This window comes from Kitasatospora sp. NPDC057904 (assembly GCF_042887925.1).
In the GTDB taxonomy this organism is placed as follows: domain Bacteria; phylum Actinomycetota; class Actinomycetes; order Streptomycetales; family Streptomycetaceae; genus Kitasatospora.
Window position 1 is genome coordinate 34272 of record NZ_JBHVOL010000030.1, and the last position, 20644, is coordinate 54915.

Sequence of the window (20644 nt, forward strand, 5' to 3'; positions counted from 1 at the left end):
ACCCATGCTGGGCCTACCGGACGACATCCGCGCCTTCCTCTTCGACCTCGACGGGGTGCTCACCCAGACCGCCGTGGTGCACGCCGCGGCCTGGAAGGACACCTTCGACACCTTCCTGCGCGCCGAAGCAGCCCGCACCGGCGGGCAGTTCGTCCCCTTCGACGCCGTCACCGACTACGACACCTACGTCGACGGCCGCCCACGCCTCGACGGCACCCGCGCCTTCCTGCGAAGCCGGGGCTTCGACCTGCCCGAGGGCACCGACGACGATCCGCCGAACGCCCCCACCGTGCACGGGATCAGCCTCGCCAAGAACGACACCGTCCTGCGCATGATCCGCGAGCAGGGCGTCCAGCCGTACGACGGCTCGGTGGCCTACGTGCGACGGCTGCGCGCGCTCGGGCTGCCCAGCGCCGTGGTCTCCTCCAGCGCGAACTGCCGGGACGTGCTCAGGGCCGCGGGCATCGAGGACCTGTTCGACGTGGTCGTGGACGGGATCGTCGCCAAGCGCGAGGGCCTGCCCGGAAAGCCGGCCCCCGACACCTACCTGCACGCGGCCAAGGTCCTCGGCGTCGAACCCGCGCACGCGGCCGTCTTCGAGGACGCCCTCGCCGGCGTCGCCTCCGGCCGGGCCGGCGGCTTCGGCGCGGTGGTCGGCGTCAACCGCACCGGCCAGGCCGCCGAACTGCGCCGGGACGGCGCCACCGTGGTCGTCGACGACCTCTCCGAACTGCTGGGGGAGCGGGCATGACCGCGTCCGACACCTTCGTCGTCGACCCGTGGCAGGTTTCCGAACACGGCCTCGACCCGGCCGCGCTGGCCCGTGCCGAGTCCGTGTTCGCGCTCTCCAACGGCCACATCGGCCTGCGCGCCAACCTCGACGAGGGCGAGCCGCACGGCCTGCCCGGCACCTACCTCAACGGCGTCTTCGAACTCCGCCCGCTGCCCTACGGCGAGGGCGGCTACGGCTACCCGGAGTCCAGCCAGAGCGTCATCAACGTGACCAACGGCAAGATCATCCGGCTGCTCGTCGACGACGAGCCCTTCGACCTGCGCTACGGCGAACTCCTCGGCCACCGGCGCTGGCTGGACTTCCGCGACGGCCTGCTGCACCGCGAGGCCGAGTGGACCTCCCCGGCCGGCCGCACGATCCGGGTCCGCTCGACCAGGCTCGTCTCGCTCACCCAGCGCGCCATCGCCGCCGTCGAGTACTCCGTCGAGGCGGTCGACGGCCCGGTGCGGATCGTGCTCCAGTCCGAGCTCGTCGCCAACGAGCAGCTCCCCGGCGGCCCCGAGGGCGACCCGCGCGCCGCCGCCGTCCTGGAGGCGCCCCTCCAGCCCGAGGCCCACCACGCCGACGGGACGAAGGCCGTCCTGGTGCACCGCACCCGCTACAGCGGCATCCGGGTCGCGGCCGGCATGGACCACGTCATCGAGGGCCCGGAGCGGCTCGACACCGTGGCCGAGGCCGGCGCCGACCAGTGCCGGATCAGCGTCACCACCGTCCTCGCCCCCGGACAGCGCCTGCGGCTGGTCAAGTTCATGTCCTACGGCTGGTCCGCGACCCGCTCGCTGCCCGCCGTCCGCGACCAGGTCGAGGCCGCGCTGACCGCCGCCCGGTACACCGGCTGGGACGGCCTCGTCGCCGAACAGGCCGACTACCTGCGGGAGTTCTGGAAGACCAGCGACATCGAGATCGAGGGCGACGTCGAACTCCAGCAGGCCGTCCGGTTCGCCGTCTTCCACGTCCTCCAGGCCGGCGCCCGCAGCGAGGAGCGCGCCATCCCCGCCAAGGGGCTGACCGGCCCCGGCTACGACGGCCACAGCTTCTGGGACACCGAGACCTTCGTCCTGCCGGTCCTCACCTACTGCCTGCCCGCCGCCGTCAACCAGGCCCTGCGCTGGCGGCACACCACCCTCCCGCTCGCCCGCGAGCGAGCGGCCCAACTCGGCCTGGCCGGAGCGGTGTTCCCCTGGCGGACGATCCGCGGCGAGGAGTGCTCCGGCTACTGGCCGGCCGGCACCGCCGCCTTCCACATCGGCGCCGACATCGCCGCCGCCGTCGCCCGCTACGTCCGGGCCACCGCCGACGTCGAGTTCGAGCGCGAGTACGGGCTCGCACTCCTCGTCGAGACCGCCCGGATGTGGCGCTCGCTCGGCCACCACGACGCCGCCGGCAAGTTCCGCATCGAGGGCGTCACCGGCCCCGACGAGTACAGCGCCGTCGCCGACAACAACGTCTACACCAACCTCATGGCGCAGACGAACCTGCGCGCCGCCGCCGAGGCCGCCGGCCGCCACCCCCGCGAGGCCGCCGACCTCGGCGTCGACACCGAGGAGACCGCCGCCTGGCGCGACGCCGCCGCCGCGATGTACGTCCCCTACGACGAGAGCCTCGGCGTCCACCCCCAGGCCGACGGCTTCACCCACCACCAGGTCTGGGACTTCGAGCGCACCCCGCCCGAGAAGTACCCGCTGCTGCTGCACTACCCGTACTTCGACCTCTACCGGAAGCAGGTCGTCAAACAGGCCGACCTCGTGCTCGCCATGCAGGTCCGCGGCGACGCCTTCACCGACGAGCAGAAGGCCCGCAACTTCGCCTACTACGAGCGCCTCACCGTCCGCGACTCCTCCCTCTCCGCCTGCACCCAGGCGGTCATCGCCGCCGAGGTCGGCCAGCTCGACCTCGCGTACGACTACACCGCCGAAGCCGCCCTCATGGACCTCCACGACCTCGGCGGCAACACCCGCGACGGCCTCCACATGGCCTCCCTCGCGGGGGCCTGCATCGCCCTCGTGGCCGGCCTCGGCGGCCTGCGCGACCACGGCGAGACGCTCTCCTTCCGGCCCCGGCTGCCCGCCGGGCTCACCAAGCTCGGCTTCTCGCTGATGGTCCGCGGCATGCTGCTCGGCGTCGAGATCACCCACGACGGGACGACCTACACGCTGCGCCGGGGCGAGGTGATCCACCTGCGGCACGACGGCGACACGGTCCAGCTGAAGGCCGGGGAGCCGGTCACCCTCCCGACCACCGCCCCGCCCGCCCAGGAGCGCTGCGCCCAGCCCCCCGGCCGCGAACCCGCCCGCCGCCAGCCCCAGGCCGGTCTCGCGGCGGGCAAGGTCGGCGGCCAGAACCCCGACCACCTGGCGGCGGAGTAGCGGCGGCCCGACTTCCGGGCCTCCGCCCGTTCACCCGTTCGGCCTCCCCGCCGTGCACCTGCACCCCCCTCCCCGGAGGGTGCAGGTGTCCCGCGTCATCCGGCAGCCGATCGAGGAGACCCCGTGGCGAGCGTGGCCGAACAGATGGTGGAGGTGCTCCGGCAGGCCGGCGTGGAGCGGGTCTACGGCGTCGTCGGCGACAGCCTCAACCCGGTCGTCGACGCCATCCGCCGCGCGGAGGGCATCGGCTGGGTGCACGTCCGCAACGAGGAGGCCGGTGCGTTCGCCGCGGCCGCCGAGGCCGAGCTCAGCGGCCGGCTCGCGGTCTGCGCCGGCTCCTGCGGCCCCGGCAACACCCACCTCGTGCAGGGCCTGTACGACGCCCAGCGCAGCGGCCTGCCCGTCCTCGCGCTGGCCTCCCACATCCCGTCCGGGCAGATCGGCACCGGGTTCTTCCAGGAGACCCACCCCGAGCGGGTGTTCACCGACTGCAGCAGCTGGTGCGAGATGCTCTCGACCCCCGCCCAGCTGCCCCGCCTGCTGCGGATCGCGATCCAGCACGCGCTCGGCGCCCGCGGCGTCTCCGTCCTCGCCTTCCCCGGGGACGTCGCCGCGCTGCCCGCCGCCGGCCCGACCGGCAGCGGCCACTTCCTGACCGAGCAGGCCGTCGCCGCCCCGCCCTGGGCGCAGGTGCGGGCGCTCGCCGAACTGCTCAACCCGGCCCGCCGGGTGGCCCTGTTCTGCGGCGCCGGCGTCCGGGACGCGCACGCCGAGGTGCTGGCCGTGGCGGAGGCCCTGAACGCGCCGGTGGGCCACTCGCTGCGCGGCAAGGAGTGGATCCAGCACGACAACCCGTACGACGTCGGGATGAGCGGCCTGCTCGGCTACGGCGCCTGCCACGAGGCCCTGCACGGCGCGGACCTGGTGGTGCTGCTCGGCACCGACTTCCCGTACGACTCGTTCCTCCCGCAGGCCCGCACCGTCCAGGTCGACCACGACGCCACCCGGCTGGGCCGCCGGACGGTCCTGGAGCTGGCCGTCCACGGGGACGTCGCCGCGACCCTGCGGGCCGTCCTGCCGCTGCTGGAGCCGAAGCCGGACCGGTCGTTCCTGGACGAGATGCTGCGCAAGCACTGCAAGGCGCTGGAGGACGTCGTCGGCGCCTACACCCGGGACATCGAGTCGCACCTGCCGATCCACCCCGAGTACGTCGCCTCGGTGCTCGACGACGTGGCCGCCCACGACGCGGTGTTCACCGTGGACACCGGCATGAACAACGTCTGGGCCGCCCGCTACCTCCAGCCGAACGGCCGCCGCCGGGTGATCGGCTCCTTCCTGCACGGCTCGATGGCCAACGCCCTGCCGCACGCGATCGGCGCCCAACTCGCCTGCCCCGGGCGGCAGGTGATCGCGATGGCGGGCGACGGCGGGATCGGCATGCTGCTCGGCGAGCTGCTCACGGTGGCCAAGCACCGGCTGCCGGTGAAGACCGTGGTCTTCAACAACGGCGCGCTCGGCATGATCAAGCTGGAGATGCTCGTCTCCGGCTACCCCGAGTGGCAGATCGACAACGGCGACGTGGACTACGCCGGGATCGCGCGGGCGATGGGCATCCCGGCGAAACGGGTGACCGAGCCGGCCCGGGTGCGGGAGGTGCTGGCCGAGGCACTGGACCGGCCCGGGCCCGCGCTGGTCGACGTGGTCACCGACCCGAACGCGCTGTCCATCCCGCCGCACATCACGGCCGCCCAGCTGAAGGGCTTCGCCCTGGCGGCGGGCCGCACGGTGCTCTCCGGCGGGGTGGGACGCATGATCGACCTGGCCCGGAGCAACCTGCGCAACATCCCGCGGCCCTGAGCCCTCCGCGCGGATTTGCCTGAGGGGCAAATTTCTTGCCCGTGCGGCACGCGAGGTGTCCACTGGTCACATGACCACCAGCCCCACCGGCGCCCCCGCCGCAGGCGAGCAGCTCGACGACCAGGAGGTCGCCGGCCTCGCCGCCAGGCTCCGCGAGCACCGGCACAGCAGCCGCCTCACGCTGGAGGTGGCGGCCGCCCGGGTCGGACTGTCCCCAGCCTATCTGTCCCGGCTGGAGACCGGCCGGCGCCAGCCGTCGCTGCCCGTCCTGCTCGGCCTCGCCCGCGCCTACGGCACGTCCGTCTCCGGGCTGCTGGGCGAGGCGATGACCGAACCCGACCCGGTGGTCCGCGGCGGCGTCATCGAGCCCGGCCGGGCCGGCGGCTGGGGCTACCGGCGGGCCGGCGCCCCCGGCCGGGCCATGCAGGCCCTGCGGGTCCACGTGCCGCCGGGCGTGCAGGACGCCGTCGTCCGGGTCCACCCGGGCGAGGAGTGGCTGTACGTCCTCCAGGGCGCCCTGCGGCTGACGCTCGGCGACCGCGTCCACCACCTGGCCGTCGGCGACTCCGCCCACTTCGACTCGCTCACCCCGCACTGCATCGCCGCCGAGTCGGCGCACGGGGTCGAGCTGCTCTTCGTCCACACCCTGCTGCAGAGCCCCGGCGGCGAACTCTGCCTCGGCGGCGGCCCTGCCGCACCGCACTGAGGAGGCAACCATGGCCGCTGACCCGACCACCCACACCTCGACCCCCGAGGCCCCCAAGACCATCGACGCCGGCAAGTGGGCCAACCGCCGCGTCGCCGTCCGCCTGGTCATCTACACCGCGGGCATCCACGCCTTCGCCGGCTTCATCATGCTGCTGTTCGAACTGGGCGGCCGCAACAAGTAGTTGAGACGTGGGACAGCCGCTCCGATCCCCGCGTCCCTGTCCCCTAGCCATCCTCCTCAATCCCCTCTCTCTCGTTCCCTGGGCCCCGAAAGGGGCGCGGGGAACTGCGCGAAACGGAAGGCACGGAGCCGCACCCAGCCGCCGCGCAGCACCCTGCACTCACCTGCCGCGCAGCAACGTGCACAGCGCCGACAGCGCAGCCGGAAACGCGTGCTCCGCAGGAGTCCCGTACCCGATCACCAGCGACGGCGGCCCGCTCGCGACGCCCCCGTCCGCCCGGTGCCACGAGAGCCCGTTGAGCGACACCCCGGCGGCCGCCGCCCGCGCCAGGAGCTCGGCCTCCGACGGTCCGTCCGCCGGCAGTCGCAGCACCGCGTGCAGTCCCGCCGCGATGCCGGTGACGCGGACGTGCGGGGCGTGCTCGGCGAGGGCGGCCACGAGCCGGTCGCGGCGCCGCCGGTAGTGCAGCCGGCAGCGCCGCACGTGCCGGTCGTACGTCCCGGAGGCGATCAGTTCGGCGAGCGTCAGCTGGTCGAGCACCGGCGACATGATGTCGGCGAGCTGCTTCAGCCGGGCCACCGGTTCGACGAGCGCGTCCGGCAGGGCGAGCCACGCGAGCCGCAGGCCCGGGGCGAGGCTCTTGGCGGCCGTCCCGGCGTACACCACGCGCTCGGGGTCGAGCGCCTGCATCGCGCCGAGCGGCTGCCGGTCGTAGCGGAACTCGCCGTCGTAGTCGTCCTCGACGACGTAGCCGTCGTGCTCGCGCGCCCACCGCACCGCCGCCGCCCGCCGGTCGGCGGCCAGCGGCGCGCCGGTGGGGAACTGGTGGGCGGGGGTGAGCAGGACGCCCCCGACCCGGTCGTCGAGCAGCTCCACCCGGGCGCCCGCGTCGTCGAGCGGGAGCGGTACGGTCGCGAGGCCGGCCGCCCGGGCGACGGCGAGCTGCGGCGGCAGGCCGTACTCCTCGACGGCGAGGGCGCCGGCCCCGCGGTCCCGCAGGGCCGCGCAGAGCAGCCCCAGGCCCTGCGTCACGCCGCTGCACACCAGCAGGCGGTCCGGGTCGGTGCGGACCCCGCGCACGCGCGCCAGGTAGTGGGTCAGCGCCTCCCGCAGCTCGGGGCGCCCGAGCGGCGAGCCGTACCCGAGGACCTCGTGCGGGGCGGTGGCCAGCGCCCGGCGGGCGGCGGCGAGCCAGGCGGTGCGCGGGAAGAGCGACAGGTCGGGCCGGCCGGACATCAGGTCGTGGCGCGCGGCCGGGCGTTCCCGCACCGGCGGGGTGGCCCTGGGCGCCGGCGGCCGGGGTGCCGCGCGCTCCGCGACGGTGGTGCCGGAGCCCTGCCGGGAGGTGAGCCAGCCCTCGCCGGTGAGCTGCCCGTACGCCTCCACGACGGTGTTGCGGGCGATCCCGAGGTCCTCCCCGAGCGCGCGTGAGGACGGCAGCCGGGTGCCGGGGGCGAGCCGCCCGTCCTGGACGGCCTCGCGCAGCGCGTCCTCCAGGGCGGCCCGCAGCCCGGTCCCGGCGGCGCGCCGCCCGGTGAGGTCGAGGTGCAGGTCGCCGCCGAACGCGCTCCACGAAGTGCTCATCGACGGGATTATCCCGCGTCGGCGCCGAGCCGCGGGTGGTGGCGGTGCATCGCCGCGAGGACCTCTTCGAGCGGGACGGGGATGGTGTTGGCGGCGATGTTCGCGGGTCCGTACCCGAGGGAGCGGTTGAGGCCGGCGCTCGCCCGGACGAGCCGGGGCGCGCGGGCCAGGTAGGCCGCCGGGTCGTGCAGCACGACCGCGATCATCCGCTGGGTGCTGCCGCGGACGGTCATGCTGCGGATCCCCACGGCGGCGATCTCGCTCCAGGCGATGCGGCCGAGCTGGACGTGCTCCAGGCCGTCGGCGTCCAGCACCAGTTCGGGCCGGTTGCGGACGAGCCGGCGGGCGAGCGCGAAGGAGCAGAACCCGAAGAACGGCACGGCCAGGGCACCGCCGACGAGGCCCTTGACGGTGGCGTGGTGCCAGAGCAGCAGCGCGCCGCCGACGGTGAAGCCGAGCGAGGCGAGCAGGAGGAGGAGCGCCTTGCGTCTCGACAGCGCGTAGACGGTCGGAGGCGGGTTTTCGTTGATCACGGCCGGTCACGGTAGCGCCCGGCCGGAGACCGGTCGGACCCGGGTGGGCCTGTCGTCCGTCGGCGGGCTCCGCCTGCGTGGTGTCACATCCCCGCGCTACCGTGCCGCCCATGGCGAACTATGTACTCGTGGCAGGCGCGTGGCTCGGCGCGTGGGCGTGGGACGAGGTGGCGGCGGAGCTGCGCGCGGCGGGGCACGGCGCGTACCCGCTGACGCTGTCCGGGCTCGCGGAGAGGCACGGGGTGGCTCCGGCGGGGCAGGAGGTCCACGTGCGGGACATCGTGGCCGAGGTGGAGCGGCTCGACCTGCGCGACGTCGTCCTGGTCGGGCACAGCTACTCGGGCATCCCGGTGGGCCAGGCCGCCGAGCGGATCGGCGAGCGGCTGGCCCGGGTGGTGTTCGTGGACGCCGACGTGCCGCGGGACGGCGAGTCGTTCGTCTCGGTGGCCGGGAACGGCCAGGAGGTGGCGGTGGCGATCGCGCGGAACGGCGGCTGGTGGCCGCCGCTCGCGGCCGGGGACTTCGCCGGCCAGGGCCTCACCGACGAGCAGGTCGCCCGGATCGTCGCCGGTTCGACGCCGCACCCGGGCGCCTCGCTGACCGAACCGGCCGTGCTGGGCGACGCGTTGCCCGAGCTGCCGGTGACGTACGTCAAGTGCCTGCTGGACTGGCCCGAGCCGTTCGGCCGGGCCGCCGAGCTGCTGGCGGGCGAGCGGTGGCGGCTGGTCGAACTGGACACCGGCCACTGGCCGATGTTCTCCCAGCCGCACGAACTCGCGGCCGTCCTCCAGGAGTTGTGAGCCGCTAGAGCGAGAGGTAGACCGCGCTGCCGACGCCGGCCACGAAGCAGTAGATCGCGAACGGCGTCAGGCTGCGGGTCTCGAAGTACTTGGTGAGGAAGCGCACCGACACGTACCCGGCGACGAAGGCGGCGATGCTGCCCGCCACGACCGGGCCGAGGACGGCGGAGTTCTCCGGCTTGAACAGCTCGGGCACCTTGAGCGCCGAGGCGGCGATGATCACCGGCGTGGCGAGCAGGAAGGAGAACCGGGCGGCGTCCTCGTGGTGCAGCCCGCGCAGGATGCCGGCGCTCATGGTGACGCCGGAGCGGCTGATGCCGGGGAAGAGCGCGAGGATCTGGGCGGCGCCGATCCAGACGCCCTGCTTGTAGCCGAGCCGGGCGAGCCGGTGGTCGGAGGCGATCGCCGGGTCCAGCCCGGGTTCGTCGGCCACCGGGGCGGCGTGGCCGGCCCGCCGACGGCCGGTGCCGCCGCGCTTGAGGCGTTCGGCGCCGAGCAGCACGAGCCCGTTGAGGGCGAGGAAGACGGCGGCCGGGATCGGCTTGCCGAGGGCGTTGCGCAGGGCCTTCTCGAAGGCGAGGCCGGCGATGCCGACCGGGATGGTGGAGACGATGAGCAGCCAGGCCAGCTTCTCGTTGCGGGTCTCCACGCGGCGGTGACGGATCGAGCTGATCAGGCCGCTGATGATCCGGAGCCAGTCCTTGTAGAAGAAGACCACCAGCGCGAGCGCGGTGGCCAGGTGGAGGCCGACCAGCACGGAGAGGTACGGGGAGCCCTCGGCGGTCATGTCCAGGTCGTGCTGGATCTTCCCGCCGATGATCGCCGGCAGCAGGATGCTGTGGCCCAGGCTGGAGACCGGGAAGAGTTCCGTCACACCCTGCAGCAGGCCGACGCCTATCGCTTCCGGGTAGGTCAGGGTGGACATCGCGCACCTTCGCTCGGAGGTCTGATCAGGGGGAGCCCCGGCGAAGCTACTACGGGGATGTAGACGCCCGGCAGGTCTGAGGCCGGAAATTCACCGAGTGGACGTCTCGCCGAAACCCGGGCCGGGCGACCGGCGTTCGGGCACCCGGCGTTCGGGCGCCCGCTCAGGCGGCGGCCGGGTGCGCGGCCGGCGCGTGGGTGAGCAGCACGTGCACCCACACGGCGAGCAGCACCCCGGACGACACGGCGCGCTCGGCCGCGTGGCTGAGCGCCAGCGCGGCGCCCGCGGCGACGAGCGCGGTGCCGGCCACCAGCAGGGCGGCGGGCAGCACGTCCGCGGGGCGGGGGCGGTTCATCGTGGTCCTCCCTCGTGGTCGACGAGGCACCACGATGCAACCTCCCGCTGCGGCAGGTTCAAGCGTTCGTTCGCCGACGGGCCCCGAATCCGCCGACGCCCCCGAACCGGCCCGGGTCAGCCGAGCGCCACCCGCCGCCACGCCGCCTCCCCGGCGGCCACCGGCGCCGGCCCGAAGTCGTAGCGCAGCCGGTCCGGTCCGAGGGCGAGCAGCGAGATCGAGGACGAGCCCCAGATCCGCCCGTCGCCGAAGTCGCGCCGCTGGACGAGCGCCGCGTCGTCGTCCGGCGCGAGCCCGTCCCCGGAGACGACCGGCAGCCAGGCGCCCCACGCGTCCTCGACGGTCCCGGCGCCGTCCGGCTCGGGCCGGGGCTCGGCCTCGAAGCGGGCCCGGAAGTGCGCGGCGCGGGCGGCCATCACGGCGCGGATCCGCTCGGAGGTGGTCCGGCTGTGGGCGCGGCCCTCCAGGCCGTCGTTGAGCACGACGCTCAGGCCGGTGGGCAGGTGGTGCTCGACCAGCCGCCCGTCGCCCCAACTGGCCACCCGGGCGCCGTCGGGACCGGCCAGCACGAGGTGGAACGGGTCGTACGGGGTGAGGTCGAGGTGGCCGACGCCGCCCTCGCGCACGGCGGTGAGCGGCAGCCGGCCGCGGGAGAGCCGCGTCTCGGCGGGGGCGAGCGGCCCGAAGCCGTTGAGCAGGCAGGCGGCAGTGCGCCGCCCGGGGTCGGCGGCGAGCCAGGTGCCGCCGGCGGCGAGGTCGAGCCCGCCGACCAGCTCCGGGTGCTCCGGCCAGTGGTGGGCCGGCGGGAGCCAGCGGCGCCCGAGGTACTCGTCCCGGACGGAGAGGAGCAGGACGGGCACCGCCGACCCCGGCTCGATGCTGACGAACGCCGTACACACGATCCTGTCCCCCGGTTTCGCTCTGTTCAGCGATCCTCGCACGCCAGTTCGCCTATCGGAACAGTGGTGGGGGCCCGGAAAGTGGCCCAGGAACGCCGCACGTGAATGCACCAGGCGGTAGGGCCACTCCGTCCCTAGGCTGGTGATCATGACGACGACGAACGAGACCGCGGCGCACGGGACCGCAGAGGGCGCGGACGCGCCGGTCCCCGCGCCCGCTCAGCGCCTCGCGATGCACCGGCTCGCCCCTGAGTACTACTCCGCGATGATCGCCGTGGACCGCGCCTCCCGGACCGGCCTCGACCCCCGGCTCGCCGAGCTGGTCAAGGTCCACGCCTCGATGATCAACGGCTGCGCCTTCTGCATCGACATGCACGCCACCGACGCCGTGCAGGGCGGCGAGCAGGACCACCGCCTGATCTCGCTCCCGGCCTGGCGCGAGACCCCGTGGTTCACCGCGAAGGAGCGCGCCGCCCTGGCGCTCACCGAGTCCGTCACCCTGCTGACCCGGGGGCACGTGCCGGACGCCGTCTACGACGAGGCCGCCGCCCACTTCGAGGAGGCCGAACTCGCCCAGCTGATCGCCCTGATCGCGACCATCAACGCCTGGAACCGGATCGGCGTGACCTCGCGCCTCAGCCCGGCCGCGAAGTGAGGGGAACCGCCGTGACGAGCCAGCAGGACAAGGCCCGGCTCCTGCACGAGTTGCACCGCGCCGGCGAGCCGCTGGTGCTCGCCAACGCCTGGGACGCGGTGAGCGCCCGCCTGGTCGCCGACGCCGGCGCCCGGGCCGTCGCGACGGCCAGCGCGAGCGTCTCCTGGACGCTCGGCAGCCCGGACGGCGGCGGCGCCGACCGCGACCTGGTGCTGGCGCAGACCGCGCTGGTCGTCCGCGCGGTGGAGCAGCCGGTCACCGCCGACCTGGAGAGCGGCTACGCGCGGACCGCCGCCGGGGTCGGCGAGACGGTGACCGCGCTGCTCGGCACCGGCGCCGTCGGCGTGAACCTGGAGGACGAGGGCCGTCCGCTCGACGAGGCGGCCGAGCGGATCGCGGCGGCCCGGGCGGCGGCGGACGCGGCCGGCGTGCCGCTCTTCGTGAACGCGCGGACCGACGTCTTCCTGCACCGGCTCGGTGAGCCGGAGGGCCGGCTGGACGAGGCGGTGCGCCGGTTGCGGGCCTACGTCGAGGCAGGTGCGGACGGCGTCTTCGCCCCCGGCGTGGCGGACCCGCAGACGATCGCCGCGCTGGTCCGGGCGGTCCCCGCCCCCCTCAACGTCCTGGCCGCGCCCGGCTCGCCGTCCGTCCCGGAGCTGGCGAAGCTCGGCGTCGCGCGGGTGAGCCTCGGTCCCGGCCTCGCCAAGGTGGCGTTCGCGGCGGTCCGCCGGGCCGCCGAGGAGGTGTACGCGAGCGGCACGTACACCGCCCTCGACGGCGGGCTGACCTACCCGGAGCTCAACGGGCTCTTCCAGGGCTGAACGCCGTTGCCGGCGACGGCGGACGGGCTGACCGCACGGGGGTCGGTCAGCCGATCTGCCCGCTGAGCCCGGGGTGGGTCATCTGGTTGGTCCTGATCTTCTCCACCTCCTGGGCGGTGTGACCGACCACCGGCAGCTGGCCGGCGGTGTGGATGGCGAGGTCGGCGGGGGAGACGGTGAGGCCGTCGGTGAGACCGCCGGTGGCGTCCGGGGAGGCGGCGGTCTGGCTGGTGGCGGAGGCGGCGGGCGCGGCGAGCGCGAGGCCCGCCATGGTGAGGGCGGCCAGGGTGGCGAGTTTCTTCATGCCCTGCCGAACGACCCGGGCCGCCCTCGGGTAACCGGACGGCTCAGACCGTCACCCTCAGGGTCCGCACGCTGTTGCTGACGAACGAGGCGATCGGCTCCGGCTCCGCGCCCTCCGCGTCCTCCGCGAGGGCGAGGCCGGGGAAGCGCTCGAACAGGTGGCGCAGCGCCGTCTCCGCCTCCAGCCGGGCCAGCCCGGAGCCGAGGCAGAAGTGCGGCCCGTGCCCGAGCGACAGGTGCCGGTTGGGCCGGCGGGTGAGGTCGAAGGCGTCGGCGTCCTCGTGGTGCCCGGAGTCGCGCCCGGCCGCCGCGTACGAGGCGAGCATCGCCTCCCCGCGCCGGATCACCACGTCCCCGACCTCGATGTCCTCGATCGCGTACCGCAGCGGGAACTGCCCGACCGGGGAGTCGTACCGCAGCGTCTCCTCGACCACCGCCGACCACGGCTGCTCGCCGTCCAGCACCAGCCGCAGCTGCTCGGGGTGGGCCAGCAGGGCGCGGACGGCGTTGGTGATCAGGTTGAGCGTGGTCTCGTGCCCGGCGACCAGCATCAGCAGCAGCGTGCCGACGAGTTCGGCCTCGCTCAGCCCGTCGCCGGCCTCGCGCGCGGCGATCAGGTCGGTGGTCAGGTCGTCGCCGGGCTCGGCCCGCTTGGCCGCGACGACGGACGCGAGCAGCGCGTTGAGGTCCCGTTGCGCGGCGACGGCGGCGGCCGGGGTGGCCGAGCTGGAGACGAGCGTGTCGGACAGCTCGTGCAGGTCGTCCTGCTGCTCGACGGCGAGGCCGAGCAGTTCGCCGATCACCTGCATGGGCAGCGGGTACGCGAAGTGCGCGCGCAGGTCGAACGGGCCCTCCAGCTCGGCGACGGCGTCGAGCAGGGCGACGGCCCGCGCCTCGATCGCGGGCGCCAGGTCGGCGATCCGGCGCGGCGTGAAGGCCTGGCTGACGAGCCCGCGCAGCCGCCGGTGGTCGTCGCCGTCGGCGGTGACCATCCCGGGCACGGTGACGAAGTTGAGCAGCGGCCAGCCCTCGGGCAGCCGGCCCTCCCGGAAGTCCGTCCACAGCCGGGCGTTCTTGCCGACGCGCGGATCGGCGAGCAGCGCCTGGAGCGTGTCGTGGTGGGTTATCGCCCAGACCACCACCCCGCCAGGGAGCTCCACCAGGACCGCCGGGCCGGCGTCCCTGAGCCGGGCGTTCTCGCTGTGCTGGTCCCGTCCGAAGGGGTCGAGTCGGACGGGCCGGGGGCCGGTTCCTCGGGGAGCGTCGGCGGTGTCCATGCGGGCCTCTCGGGGGCGGGCGGTCGGGGCGGGGTGAAGGCGCTGTAGAGCACCGGCAGGCTGAGCAGTGCCCGCGACCACGGGGAGGGACGCCAGGCCAGTTCGACCGGCGGGACGGCGAGCTGGAGGTCCGGCAGCCGGTGCAGCAGGGTCTCGACGGCGGTCTCGACGATGATCCTGGCCGGGTGCTGCGCCGGGCAGACGTGCTGGCCGGCGCCCCAGGCCAGGTGGGCGCGGTTGCCGCCGAGCGAGCCGTGCGCGGCGGCGGCGACGCCCTGGGCGGCCGGGTCGGCGTTGGCGGCGGCCAGGCCGAGCACGAGCATGTCGCCGGCGCTGATGTACTGGCCGCCGAGCACGGTGTCGGTGGTGGCCCAGCGGCCGGGGAAGTTCTGCGTCGGCGGGTCGCGCCAGAGCACCTCCTCCAGCGCGTCGGAGACGGTGAGCCGGCCGCCGGTGAGGGTGGCCCGGAAGCGGCGGTCGGTGAGCAGCAGCCGCAGCGTGTTGCCGGTCCAGTTGATGCTGGTCTCGTTGCCCGCGACCAGCAGCACCACCAGGTGGTGCACCGCCTCCTCGTCGGTCAGGCCGGCCGGGTGGGCGAGCAGCCAGGAGGTGAGGTCGGCGCTCGGGGCGGCCCGGCGGCGGCGCACCAGGTCGACCAGGATGGCCTGGAACTCGGCGTTGGCGCGCACCGATTCGGCGCCGCTGTCGACGAAGTGGCTGATCAGCTCGATCAGCCGGGGGCCGGCCGCGGCGGGCAGGCCGACCAGCTGGGTGAAGACCAGCAGGGGCAGCGCGCGGGCGTACTGCGCGACCAGGTCGGCGGTGCCGTCCGGGCCCCAGCTGTCGATGAGTCCGTTGGCGGCGGCCTCGGTGGTGCCGCGCAGCTGGTGGTGGTCGATCTGGGCGAGCGTGTCCGCGACGGCGGCGCGCAGCCGCTGGTGCTCGGCGCCGTCCAGGTTGAGCAGGGTGGGGCGCCACGCGGTCATCGGCAGCAGCCGGGAGTCGGCCGCCAGCCGGCCCTCGGCGGGCACCCGCCAGCGGCGCGAGTCCTTGGAGAACAGCGTCTCGTTGCGGGTGAGTTCGAGCAGCTCGGGGTAGCCGAGGACGAGCCAGGCCTCGACCCCCGGCTCCAGCTCGATCGGCGCGACCGGTCCGTAGCGGGCGCGCAGCCGGGCGTACAGGCCGTGCGGGTCCTCGGCGACGGCGGCGCCGTACAGCGGCGTCAGCGGGCCGCCGGCGGGCGGGCCGCCGCCGTGGCCGACGGGGCACCCGGACGTGGTCGGCGGTTCGGGCGCGTTCATCCTTGGAGCTCCAGCACGGACGTCCGGTGCAGGTGGTCCACGAAGTCGATCAGCAGGTCGTAGGACTGCCGCCGGTCGCGCGCGTCGCAGTAGAGGATCGGCACCTCGGGCAGCACGTCGAGCGCCGAGCGCAGCTCCTCCTCCGGGTAGGTCGGCGTGTCCGGGAAGACGTTGACGGCCACCGCGAACGGGATCCGCTGCTCCTCCAGCCGGCCGAGCACCTCGAAGCTCTCGTCCGGCCGGCGCAGGTCGACCATCGCGATGGCGCCGAGCGCGCCGCGCGACAGGTCCTCCCACAGCGGCCAGAACCGCTGCTGCCCGGGCGTGCCGAACAGGTACAGCGCGAGCCGCGGGTTGAGCGTGATCCGGCCGAAGTCCAGCGCGACCGTGGTCGTCGTCTTGTCGCCGCGCCCCGCGAGGTCGTCGACGCCGCTGCTCGCGGCCGTCATCGTCTCCTCGGTGCGCAGCGGGGTGATCTCGCTGAGCGAGCCGACCAGCGTCGTCTTGCCGACCCCGAACGGGCCGGTGACCAGGATCTTCACCGCCCCTTGGACGGAGGACGGCAGGTACTGCGGGTCGGCGGGCACCTCGGCGGGCACGGCTTCGGCGGGCACGGCTTCAGCGGAGTTGGCGGAGGCCAACGAGCACCTCTTCCAGGAGTGTTGTGGGCAGGCGTTCGGCCTGCGGGACGGGCGGGAGCACCTGCACGGCGCCGAGGTCCCACAGGTCGCCGACCAGCACCTTGACGACGCCGAGCGGCAGCACCAGGTGGGCCGCCACCTCGGCGATGGACAGCAGGCTGCGGCAGAGGCCGAGGATGCGCCGGTGCTCCCGGTTCAGCGGAGCGTGGTCGGGGAGTTCGGGCAGGTCCGGTAAGGCGCTGACCAGACTCTCGACCGCCAGCTCGGGCCGGGTGGAGCGGCTGCGGCCGCCGGTGATGACGTACGGGCGGACCGGCCCGTTCACCGCGGGCCCCCCGCCGCGTGGTCGACCCGCGGCGGGCTGGTGAGGTGGGTGCCGATCCGCTCGACCAGGACCTGCATCTGGTAGGCGACCAGCCCGGCGTCGACCGCCTCGCCGGTTACCACGGCCAGGTGCGCGCCGGCCCCGGCGGCGACGATGAACAGGTACCCGCCCCCGTACTCGATGATGATCTGCCGGGTGGCGCTGGCGGGCCCGCCGAAGCCCACCGCGACCCCGCGCGCCAGCGACTGCAGGCCGGAGCAGGCGGCGGCGAGCCGCTCGGCGTCCTCGCGCACGATGCCCGGGGTGCGGCCGATCTCCAGGCCGTCGTTGGAGACGACGACGGCGTGCTGGACCTCGGGCACGGCGACGATGTCGGCGAGGAGCCAGCCGAGATCAGGGGTGGTGGTCATGGAACTCTCCGGAGCGCTGGGGAAGTCGGGGGGACGCGGGACGGAACGGGTCGTCGTGGGCCTGGGCCCGGGCGGCCGAGCGGCCGCTGGCGGTGCCGGCCTGGAACATCGCCATGAACGCCTGCGCGTCCCGGGCCGAGCGGTACGGCGGCGCGGGCGGCGGAGGCGGGGGAGCGGCGTGCTGCGCGGTCGTGCCGGCACGGTCGCGCCGGTGGCTCCGGCGGGGCAGCGGCGGCGGGGCCGGGTCGCCGGCGGGGAGACCGGCGAAGGGGGGACCGCCGGCGGGGAGACCGGCGGAGGGGGGAGGCCCGGCGGCCAAGGGGGGTGCGAGCGGTGGGGTGTCCAGCAGGGGGTGCCCGCCCACCACGGGGGAGTGGTAGGGGCCGGCGCCGAACACCCGGTCGTCCGGCCCGAGGCCGGGGACGGTCGGCGGAAGCGGTTCGGTGAGCAGCGCGTTCGGCAGCAGCACGACCACGCGCACGCCCCCGTACGGGGAGGGCGCCGAGCTGAGCGTGACCCGGAAGCCGTACTGCTCGGCGAGCCGGCCCACCGCCGCCAGGCCCAGCTGCGGCACCTCGCCCAGCCGGGACACCTCCAGCGTGCTGCCGCCGGCCAGCGCGGCGCCCGCCTTGGCGACGGCCTGTTCCGGCATGCCGACGCCACCGTCGTCGATCTCGATGACGGCGCCGTTGTGCACCGGCATCAGCGTGACGAACACCTGGGTGCTGGGCGGGGAGTAGCGGGTCGCGTTGTCCAGCAGCTCCGCGACGGCGTGGATCAGCGCCTCGGCGGCGGCGCCGACCACGGCGGTCTCGATCCGGCTGCGCACCACGACCCGCTGGAACGGCAGGATGCGCGACTGGGCGCCGCGGACGACGTCCTCCAGCGAGACGGGTTCGGGCCAGTGCCGTCCGGCCCGCGCCCCGCAGAGCACGGCCAGGGTCTGGGCCAGCCGGGCCTGTTGGGCCGCCGCGTGGTCGGCCTTGAGCAGGCCCTCCAGCAGCGCCGGGTCGTCGTGGGTGCGCTCCATCTCGTCGAGCAGGGCCTGCTGGTCGTGGGCCATGACGAGGATCCGGCGGGCCACGCTGAGGAAGGCCCGCTGGGTGGAGGCGGTGTGCTCCTGCTCCTGCTGGACGACGGCCAGTTCCTCGCCCCGGCGGGAGAGTTCGGCGGCCAGCTGCTCCTGGAGCCGGGCGACGTCGCGGCGCAGCCGCTCGGCCCGGCGCCGGTGGGTGACGGAGACCGCGTGGTAGCGGGCGGCGGTCACGAGGGCGAGCGCCGCGAGCACGCCGGCTGCCGTTGCGCACCACTGAGTCATCGTCACGCGGCGAATTCTAGGGCGATGATCCTACGAAGGTGTGAACGGATCTCGCCAAGTGACCGGATCTCGTCAATATCCAGTCAATTCGGCGCCAATCCAACCTCGTTCGCCCCCGACCGGGCCGTCGGGCGACCACACTTCCCCCGCGGTTCCTCCCTACTCGGACACTTCGGACACGTGCGGGATGGCCGAGTCGCGCCCCGGGATGTGTGGGGAACGTGTGCACGGTGTTGCGGACGGGATCACATCCGGTGCAGGAGCAGCAGGGCCACGTCGTCCGGCCGGGAGCGGCGCTCCGTCACGTTCAGGGTCAGCAGGTCCGCCAGCCGCTCCAGCGCGGACGCCGGACCGATCCGGCCCGGACCGGTCTGCCGGGCCCACAGCTCCAGCCCGTCCAGCATCCGCTGCACCGACTCGTCGTAGTCCTCCTCGCGGTCCTCCACCAGCCCGTCCGTGTACACCAGCAGCGTCTCGCCCTCCGCGAGCCGGCCGGTCGTCAGGTCGTAGGGCTGCCCCGGGTCCACCCCCAGCGGCGGGCCGCCCGGCAGATCCAGCTCGACCGCCCTCGCGCCGGCGATCCGCACCGGCGCCGGATGGCCGGCCCGGGCCGCGGTCAGCCGGCCGTCCGCCGGGTCCAGGGTCAGGTAGAGGCAGGTCGCGAACAGCTCGGTGTCCAGCTCGGCCAGCAGCCGGCTGGTCCGCGCCAGGGTGGCCGCCGGATCGTGCCCGTCCGTCGCGTACGCCCGCAGGCCGCTGCGCAGTTGGCCCATCACCGCGGTCGCCTCGGCGTTGTGCCCCTGCACGTCGCCGATCACCAGACCGATCCGGCCGTCCGGCAGCTTCAACAGGTCGTACCAGTCGCCGCCGATCTGCATCCCCTCGGTGCTCGGCAGGTAGCGGGCGGCGCTCGCGATGCCCGGCAGGCGGGGCAGCGTGCGCGGCAGCATCGCGCGCTGCAGCTCGCCGGCGCGGTGGTGGTGGGTGTCGTACAGCCGGGCCCGCTCCAGCGACTGCGCCAGGATGCCGGCGAACGCCGAGTACAGGGTGCGGTCCTCGCGGCCGAAGTTCCGCTCGGTGGCGAAGGTGATCAGGCACGAGCCCACCTGCCGTCCGGACGCGACCAGCGGCAGCACCGCCCAGGCCGCCGGGCTCCCGGCCGGGCCGCCGCTCATGCCTCCGGGCGCGCCTCGCCCGGGTTCGCTGAACAGCGGGGCGGAGCGGGTGAGCGAGGACTGCATCACGTCCTCGGACAGGTCCGCCAGCCGGGTCGGTTCCGAGCGGCGCGCGCCCCCGTAGACCGTGTGCGTGACCGGCAGCAGCCGGCCCTCGTCCACCAGGTCCAGCACGATGCTCGCGGCCCCGAACGACGGCCGGGCCACGTCCGTCACGGCGGCGGTGACGTCCCGCACGGTCACCGCCCGCGACAGCGCCCGGGTCAGCGTCAGCAGCAGCGCCGTCCGCGCCGCCCCGGCCTTGTCCTGCCGCGCCGGTCCGTCCTGCGGCTCCTGCTGCCCCGGGCGTTCCCCGCCGAGCGCGTCGCCGTGCTCCGCGAGCAGCCCCGCGACGCGCACCGGCCGGTCGTGGACGTCCAGCATCACCTCGCCGGACTCCTCGACCCGCACCACCCCGCCGCCCCGGCGCAGCACCCGGTACTCGATCCGGTACGGCCCCCCGACGGCCAGCGCCTCCGCCATCGCCGCCCGCACGTCCGGGAGGTCCTCCGGGTGGACGATCCGCTCCAGCTCCGGCGCCGAGCCGTCCGGCGCCACCGGCTGGCCCGTCACCCGGAACGCCTCGGCGTCCCACGCGGTCTCGCCGGTCACCAGGTCCCGCTCGAACGCCCCGTGCCGCGCGGCCCGCGCGGCGAGCGACAGCATCGGGCGGCCCGGTGCCCCGGCCGGCCCCGCCGGAGCCTGGGCGCTCTGCGGCAGTCGGCCGTCCGCGTGATCGAGCAGGTGCGCCAGCCGGTGCGCGCACGCGTCGCCGATCGTCTCCAGCACGTCCAGGTCGCGCAGCGGCACCGTGCCCCGGTGGGCCAGCGCCAGCGCCAGCACCCCGATCGGCCGCTCGTCCACGATCATCGGCAGGGTGATCACCGCGACCATCCCGGTGCCGAGTCCGGCGTCCTCGTTCGGGTAGTCGGCACTCGTGTGCTCGGGCGACAACAGGTACGGCCGCCGCAGCCGCAGCGCCGCCGCGGCCGGCAGGTCGCTGCCCGGATCGATGGTCCCGTACCGTTCGTGCGCCCACCCGGGCAGCCCGTGCGAGGCCGTCAGCCGCAGCATCCCGGCGGAGTCCAGCAGGTACAGCGCGGAACCCTCCCCGGTGATCCAACTGGGCCCGTCGGCGAGGACGGTGGCCAGCATCTCGGCCGCCGTCGTGCAGCCCAGCAATAACCGCACGCAGCGCATCGCACTGCGCACCGCGCGGTTCTCATCCTCGACGGGAGCCATTGATTCTTCATACCCCATTTCCCCACCCCACGAGCCCCCGGCGACCCCCCACCCTGCCTGCCACGCCCTCACCCCCACCGCCGGTTCCCACCCCCACCCGACCCGCGCGCACTCCGAGCCGGCGCAGCCCCCGCC

General features: G+C 74.8%; 21 protein-coding genes. 8 read left to right on the forward strand and 13 right to left on the reverse strand.

Annotation, left to right across the window (positions count from 1 at the left end; all coding sequences use genetic code 11):
* Positions 1–4 precede the first annotated feature (4 nt).
* From ACFVSN_RS40125 to ACFVSN_RS40145, 5 genes are all read left to right on the forward strand, one after another.
* A complete protein-coding gene (locus ACFVSN_RS40125) occupies positions 5–751 on the forward strand; it encodes an HAD family hydrolase (protein ID WP_380436844.1) in 747 nt (248 codons plus the stop codon).
* Entirely contained in the window at positions 748–3159 is a 2412-nt protein-coding gene (locus ACFVSN_RS40130) for a glycoside hydrolase family 65 protein (RefSeq protein WP_380436846.1), read from the forward strand. Before ACFVSN_RS40125 ends, ACFVSN_RS40130 begins: the two co-directional genes overlap by 4 nt.
* A 144-nt stretch (positions 3160–3303) precedes the next feature.
* On the forward strand, positions 3304–5016 hold the full coding sequence (locus tag ACFVSN_RS40135) for a pyruvate dehydrogenase (RefSeq protein ID WP_380505626.1): 1713 nt from the start codon (positions 3304–3306) through the stop codon (positions 5014–5016).
* Positions 5017–5086: 70 nt separating this feature from the next.
* The gene (locus ACFVSN_RS40140) at positions 5087–5722 is read left to right on the forward strand and encodes a helix-turn-helix domain-containing protein (protein WP_380436848.1); all 636 of its coding nucleotides are present in this window, start codon (positions 5087–5089) and stop codon (positions 5720–5722) included.
* A gap of 10 nt (positions 5723–5732) precedes the next feature.
* Positions 5733–5906 carry a DUF6126 family protein gene (locus ACFVSN_RS40145; RefSeq protein WP_329927495.1) on the forward strand — a complete coding sequence of 58 codons (174 nt, stop codon included), beginning with the start codon at positions 5733–5735 and terminating at the stop codon, positions 5904–5906.
* Between the two features lie 159 nt (positions 5907–6065).
* Here the strand turns inward: ACFVSN_RS40145 and ACFVSN_RS40150 are convergent, their stop codons facing one another.
* The gene (locus ACFVSN_RS40150; protein WP_387589932.1) at positions 6066–7490 is read right to left on the reverse strand and encodes a PLP-dependent aminotransferase family protein; all 1425 of its coding nucleotides are present in this window, start codon (positions 7488–7490) and stop codon (positions 6066–6068) included.
* Positions 7491–7498: 8 nt separating this feature from the next.
* The gene (locus tag ACFVSN_RS40155) at positions 7499–8023 is read right to left on the reverse strand and encodes an STM3941 family protein (RefSeq protein WP_380494018.1); all 525 of its coding nucleotides are present in this window, start codon (positions 8021–8023) and stop codon (positions 7499–7501) included.
* A gap of 110 nt (positions 8024–8133) precedes the next feature.
* Between ACFVSN_RS40155 and ACFVSN_RS40160 the strand changes: the two genes are divergently transcribed.
* Entirely contained in the window at positions 8134–8823 is a 690-nt protein-coding gene (locus tag ACFVSN_RS40160; RefSeq protein ID WP_380505579.1) for an alpha/beta fold hydrolase, read from the forward strand.
* Between the two features lie 4 nt (positions 8824–8827).
* Here ACFVSN_RS40160 and ACFVSN_RS40165 read toward each other — a convergent pair whose 3' ends face one another.
* From ACFVSN_RS40165 to ACFVSN_RS40175, 3 genes are all read right to left on the reverse strand, one after another.
* Positions 8828–9748, reverse strand: coding sequence for an undecaprenyl-diphosphate phosphatase (locus ACFVSN_RS40165; protein ID WP_380436856.1), 921 nt, complete (start codon positions 9746–9748; stop codon positions 8828–8830).
* 163 nt (positions 9749–9911) lie between these two features.
* Positions 9912–10103, reverse strand: a complete 192-nt coding sequence (locus ACFVSN_RS40170) for a hypothetical protein (RefSeq protein ID WP_380436858.1) — start codon at positions 10101–10103, stop codon at positions 9912–9914.
* 116 nt (positions 10104–10219) lie between these two features.
* Entirely contained in the window at positions 10220–11002 is a 783-nt protein-coding gene (locus tag ACFVSN_RS40175) for an NRDE family protein (RefSeq protein ID WP_387958360.1), read from the reverse strand.
* A 148-nt stretch (positions 11003–11150) separates the two neighbouring features.
* Between ACFVSN_RS40175 and ACFVSN_RS40180 the strand changes: the two genes are divergently transcribed.
* Positions 11151–11657, forward strand: coding sequence for a carboxymuconolactone decarboxylase family protein (locus ACFVSN_RS40180; protein WP_380436862.1), 507 nt, complete (start codon positions 11151–11153; stop codon positions 11655–11657).
* A gap of 11 nt (positions 11658–11668) precedes the next feature.
* A complete protein-coding gene (locus tag ACFVSN_RS40185) occupies positions 11669–12478 on the forward strand; it encodes an isocitrate lyase/phosphoenolpyruvate mutase family protein (protein ID WP_387958362.1) in 810 nt (269 codons plus the stop codon).
* A gap of 46 nt (positions 12479–12524) precedes the next feature.
* Here ACFVSN_RS40185 and ACFVSN_RS40190 read toward each other — a convergent pair whose 3' ends face one another.
* The 8 genes from ACFVSN_RS40190 to ACFVSN_RS40225 form a co-directional block, all read right to left on the reverse strand.
* Complete coding sequence (locus ACFVSN_RS40190; protein WP_387958364.1) at positions 12525–12782, reverse strand: hypothetical protein; 258 nt, start codon at positions 12780–12782, stop codon at positions 12525–12527.
* Between the two features lie 43 nt (positions 12783–12825).
* On the reverse strand, positions 12826–13941 hold the full coding sequence (locus ACFVSN_RS40195) for a cytochrome P450 (protein WP_380436868.1): 1116 nt from the start codon (positions 13939–13941) through the stop codon (positions 12826–12828).
* A complete protein-coding gene (locus ACFVSN_RS40200) occupies positions 13905–15359 on the reverse strand; it encodes a cytochrome P450 (protein ID WP_387958366.1) in 1455 nt (484 codons plus the stop codon). The genes ACFVSN_RS40195 and ACFVSN_RS40200 overlap by 37 nt, the downstream gene beginning before the upstream one ends.
* Complete coding sequence (locus ACFVSN_RS40205) at positions 15356–15973, reverse strand: ATP/GTP-binding protein (RefSeq protein WP_380436872.1); 618 nt, start codon at positions 15971–15973, stop codon at positions 15356–15358. The genes ACFVSN_RS40200 and ACFVSN_RS40205 overlap by 4 nt, the downstream gene beginning before the upstream one ends.
* Before the next feature lie 4 nt (positions 15974–15977).
* Complete coding sequence (locus tag ACFVSN_RS40210; RefSeq protein WP_380436874.1) at positions 15978–16325, reverse strand: DUF742 domain-containing protein; 348 nt, start codon at positions 16323–16325, stop codon at positions 15978–15980.
* The gene (locus ACFVSN_RS40215; RefSeq protein ID WP_363648005.1) at positions 16322–16735 is read right to left on the reverse strand and encodes a roadblock/LC7 domain-containing protein; all 414 of its coding nucleotides are present in this window, start codon (positions 16733–16735) and stop codon (positions 16322–16324) included. Before ACFVSN_RS40215 ends, ACFVSN_RS40210 begins: the two co-directional genes overlap by 4 nt.
* A complete protein-coding gene (locus tag ACFVSN_RS40220) occupies positions 16719–18053 on the reverse strand; it encodes a sensor histidine kinase (RefSeq protein WP_380436923.1) in 1335 nt (444 codons plus the stop codon). Before ACFVSN_RS40220 ends, ACFVSN_RS40215 begins: the two co-directional genes overlap by 17 nt.
* Before the next feature lie 245 nt (positions 18054–18298).
* The gene (locus ACFVSN_RS40225; protein WP_387958368.1) at positions 18299–20509 is read right to left on the reverse strand and encodes a SpoIIE family protein phosphatase; all 2211 of its coding nucleotides are present in this window, start codon (positions 20507–20509) and stop codon (positions 18299–18301) included.
* Positions 20510–20644: the final 135 nt, after the last annotated feature.

Coding starts and splice junctions, on each gene's coding strand:
- ACFVSN_RS40170 (WP_380436858.1), bottom strand. CDS start 10,103: ATGAACCGCCCCCGCCCCGCGGACGTGCTGCCCGCCGCCCTGCTGGTG.
- ACFVSN_RS40225 (WP_387958368.1), bottom strand. CDS start 20,509: ATGGCTCCCGTCGAGGATGAGAACCGCGCGGTGCGCAGTGCGATGCGC.
- ACFVSN_RS40145 (WP_329927495.1), top strand. CDS start 5,733: ATGGCCGCTGACCCGACCACCCACACCTCGACCCCCGAGGCCCCCAAG.
- ACFVSN_RS40180 (WP_380436862.1), top strand. CDS start 11,151: ATGACGACGACGAACGAGACCGCGGCGCACGGGACCGCAGAGGGCGCG.
- ACFVSN_RS40165 (WP_380436856.1), bottom strand. CDS start 9,748: ATGTCCACCCTGACCTACCCGGAAGCGATAGGCGTCGGCCTGCTGCAG.
- ACFVSN_RS40160 (WP_380505579.1), top strand. CDS start 8,134: ATGGCGAACTATGTACTCGTGGCAGGCGCGTGGCTCGGCGCGTGGGCG.
- ACFVSN_RS40150 (WP_387589932.1), bottom strand. CDS start 7,490: ATGAGCACTTCGTGGAGCGCGTTCGGCGGCGACCTGCACCTCGACCTC.
- ACFVSN_RS40190 (WP_387958364.1), bottom strand. CDS start 12,782: ATGAAGAAACTCGCCACCCTGGCCGCCCTCACCATGGCGGGCCTCGCG.
- ACFVSN_RS40200 (WP_387958366.1), bottom strand. CDS start 15,359: ATGAACGCGCCCGAACCGCCGACCACGTCCGGGTGCCCCGTCGGCCAC.
- ACFVSN_RS40215 (WP_363648005.1), bottom strand. CDS start 16,735: ATGACCACCACCCCTGATCTCGGCTGGCTCCTCGCCGACATCGTCGCC.
- ACFVSN_RS40220 (WP_380436923.1), bottom strand. CDS start 18,053: ATGACTCAGTGGTGCGCAACGGCAGCCGGCGTGCTCGCGGCGCTCGCC.
- ACFVSN_RS40130 (WP_380436846.1), top strand. CDS start 748: ATGACCGCGTCCGACACCTTCGTCGTCGACCCGTGGCAGGTTTCCGAA.
- ACFVSN_RS40135 (WP_380505626.1), top strand. CDS start 3,304: ATGGTGGAGGTGCTCCGGCAGGCCGGCGTGGAGCGGGTCTACGGCGTC.
- ACFVSN_RS40140 (WP_380436848.1), top strand. CDS start 5,087: ATGACCACCAGCCCCACCGGCGCCCCCGCCGCAGGCGAGCAGCTCGAC.
- ACFVSN_RS40125 (WP_380436844.1), top strand. CDS start 5: ATGCTGGGCCTACCGGACGACATCCGCGCCTTCCTCTTCGACCTCGAC.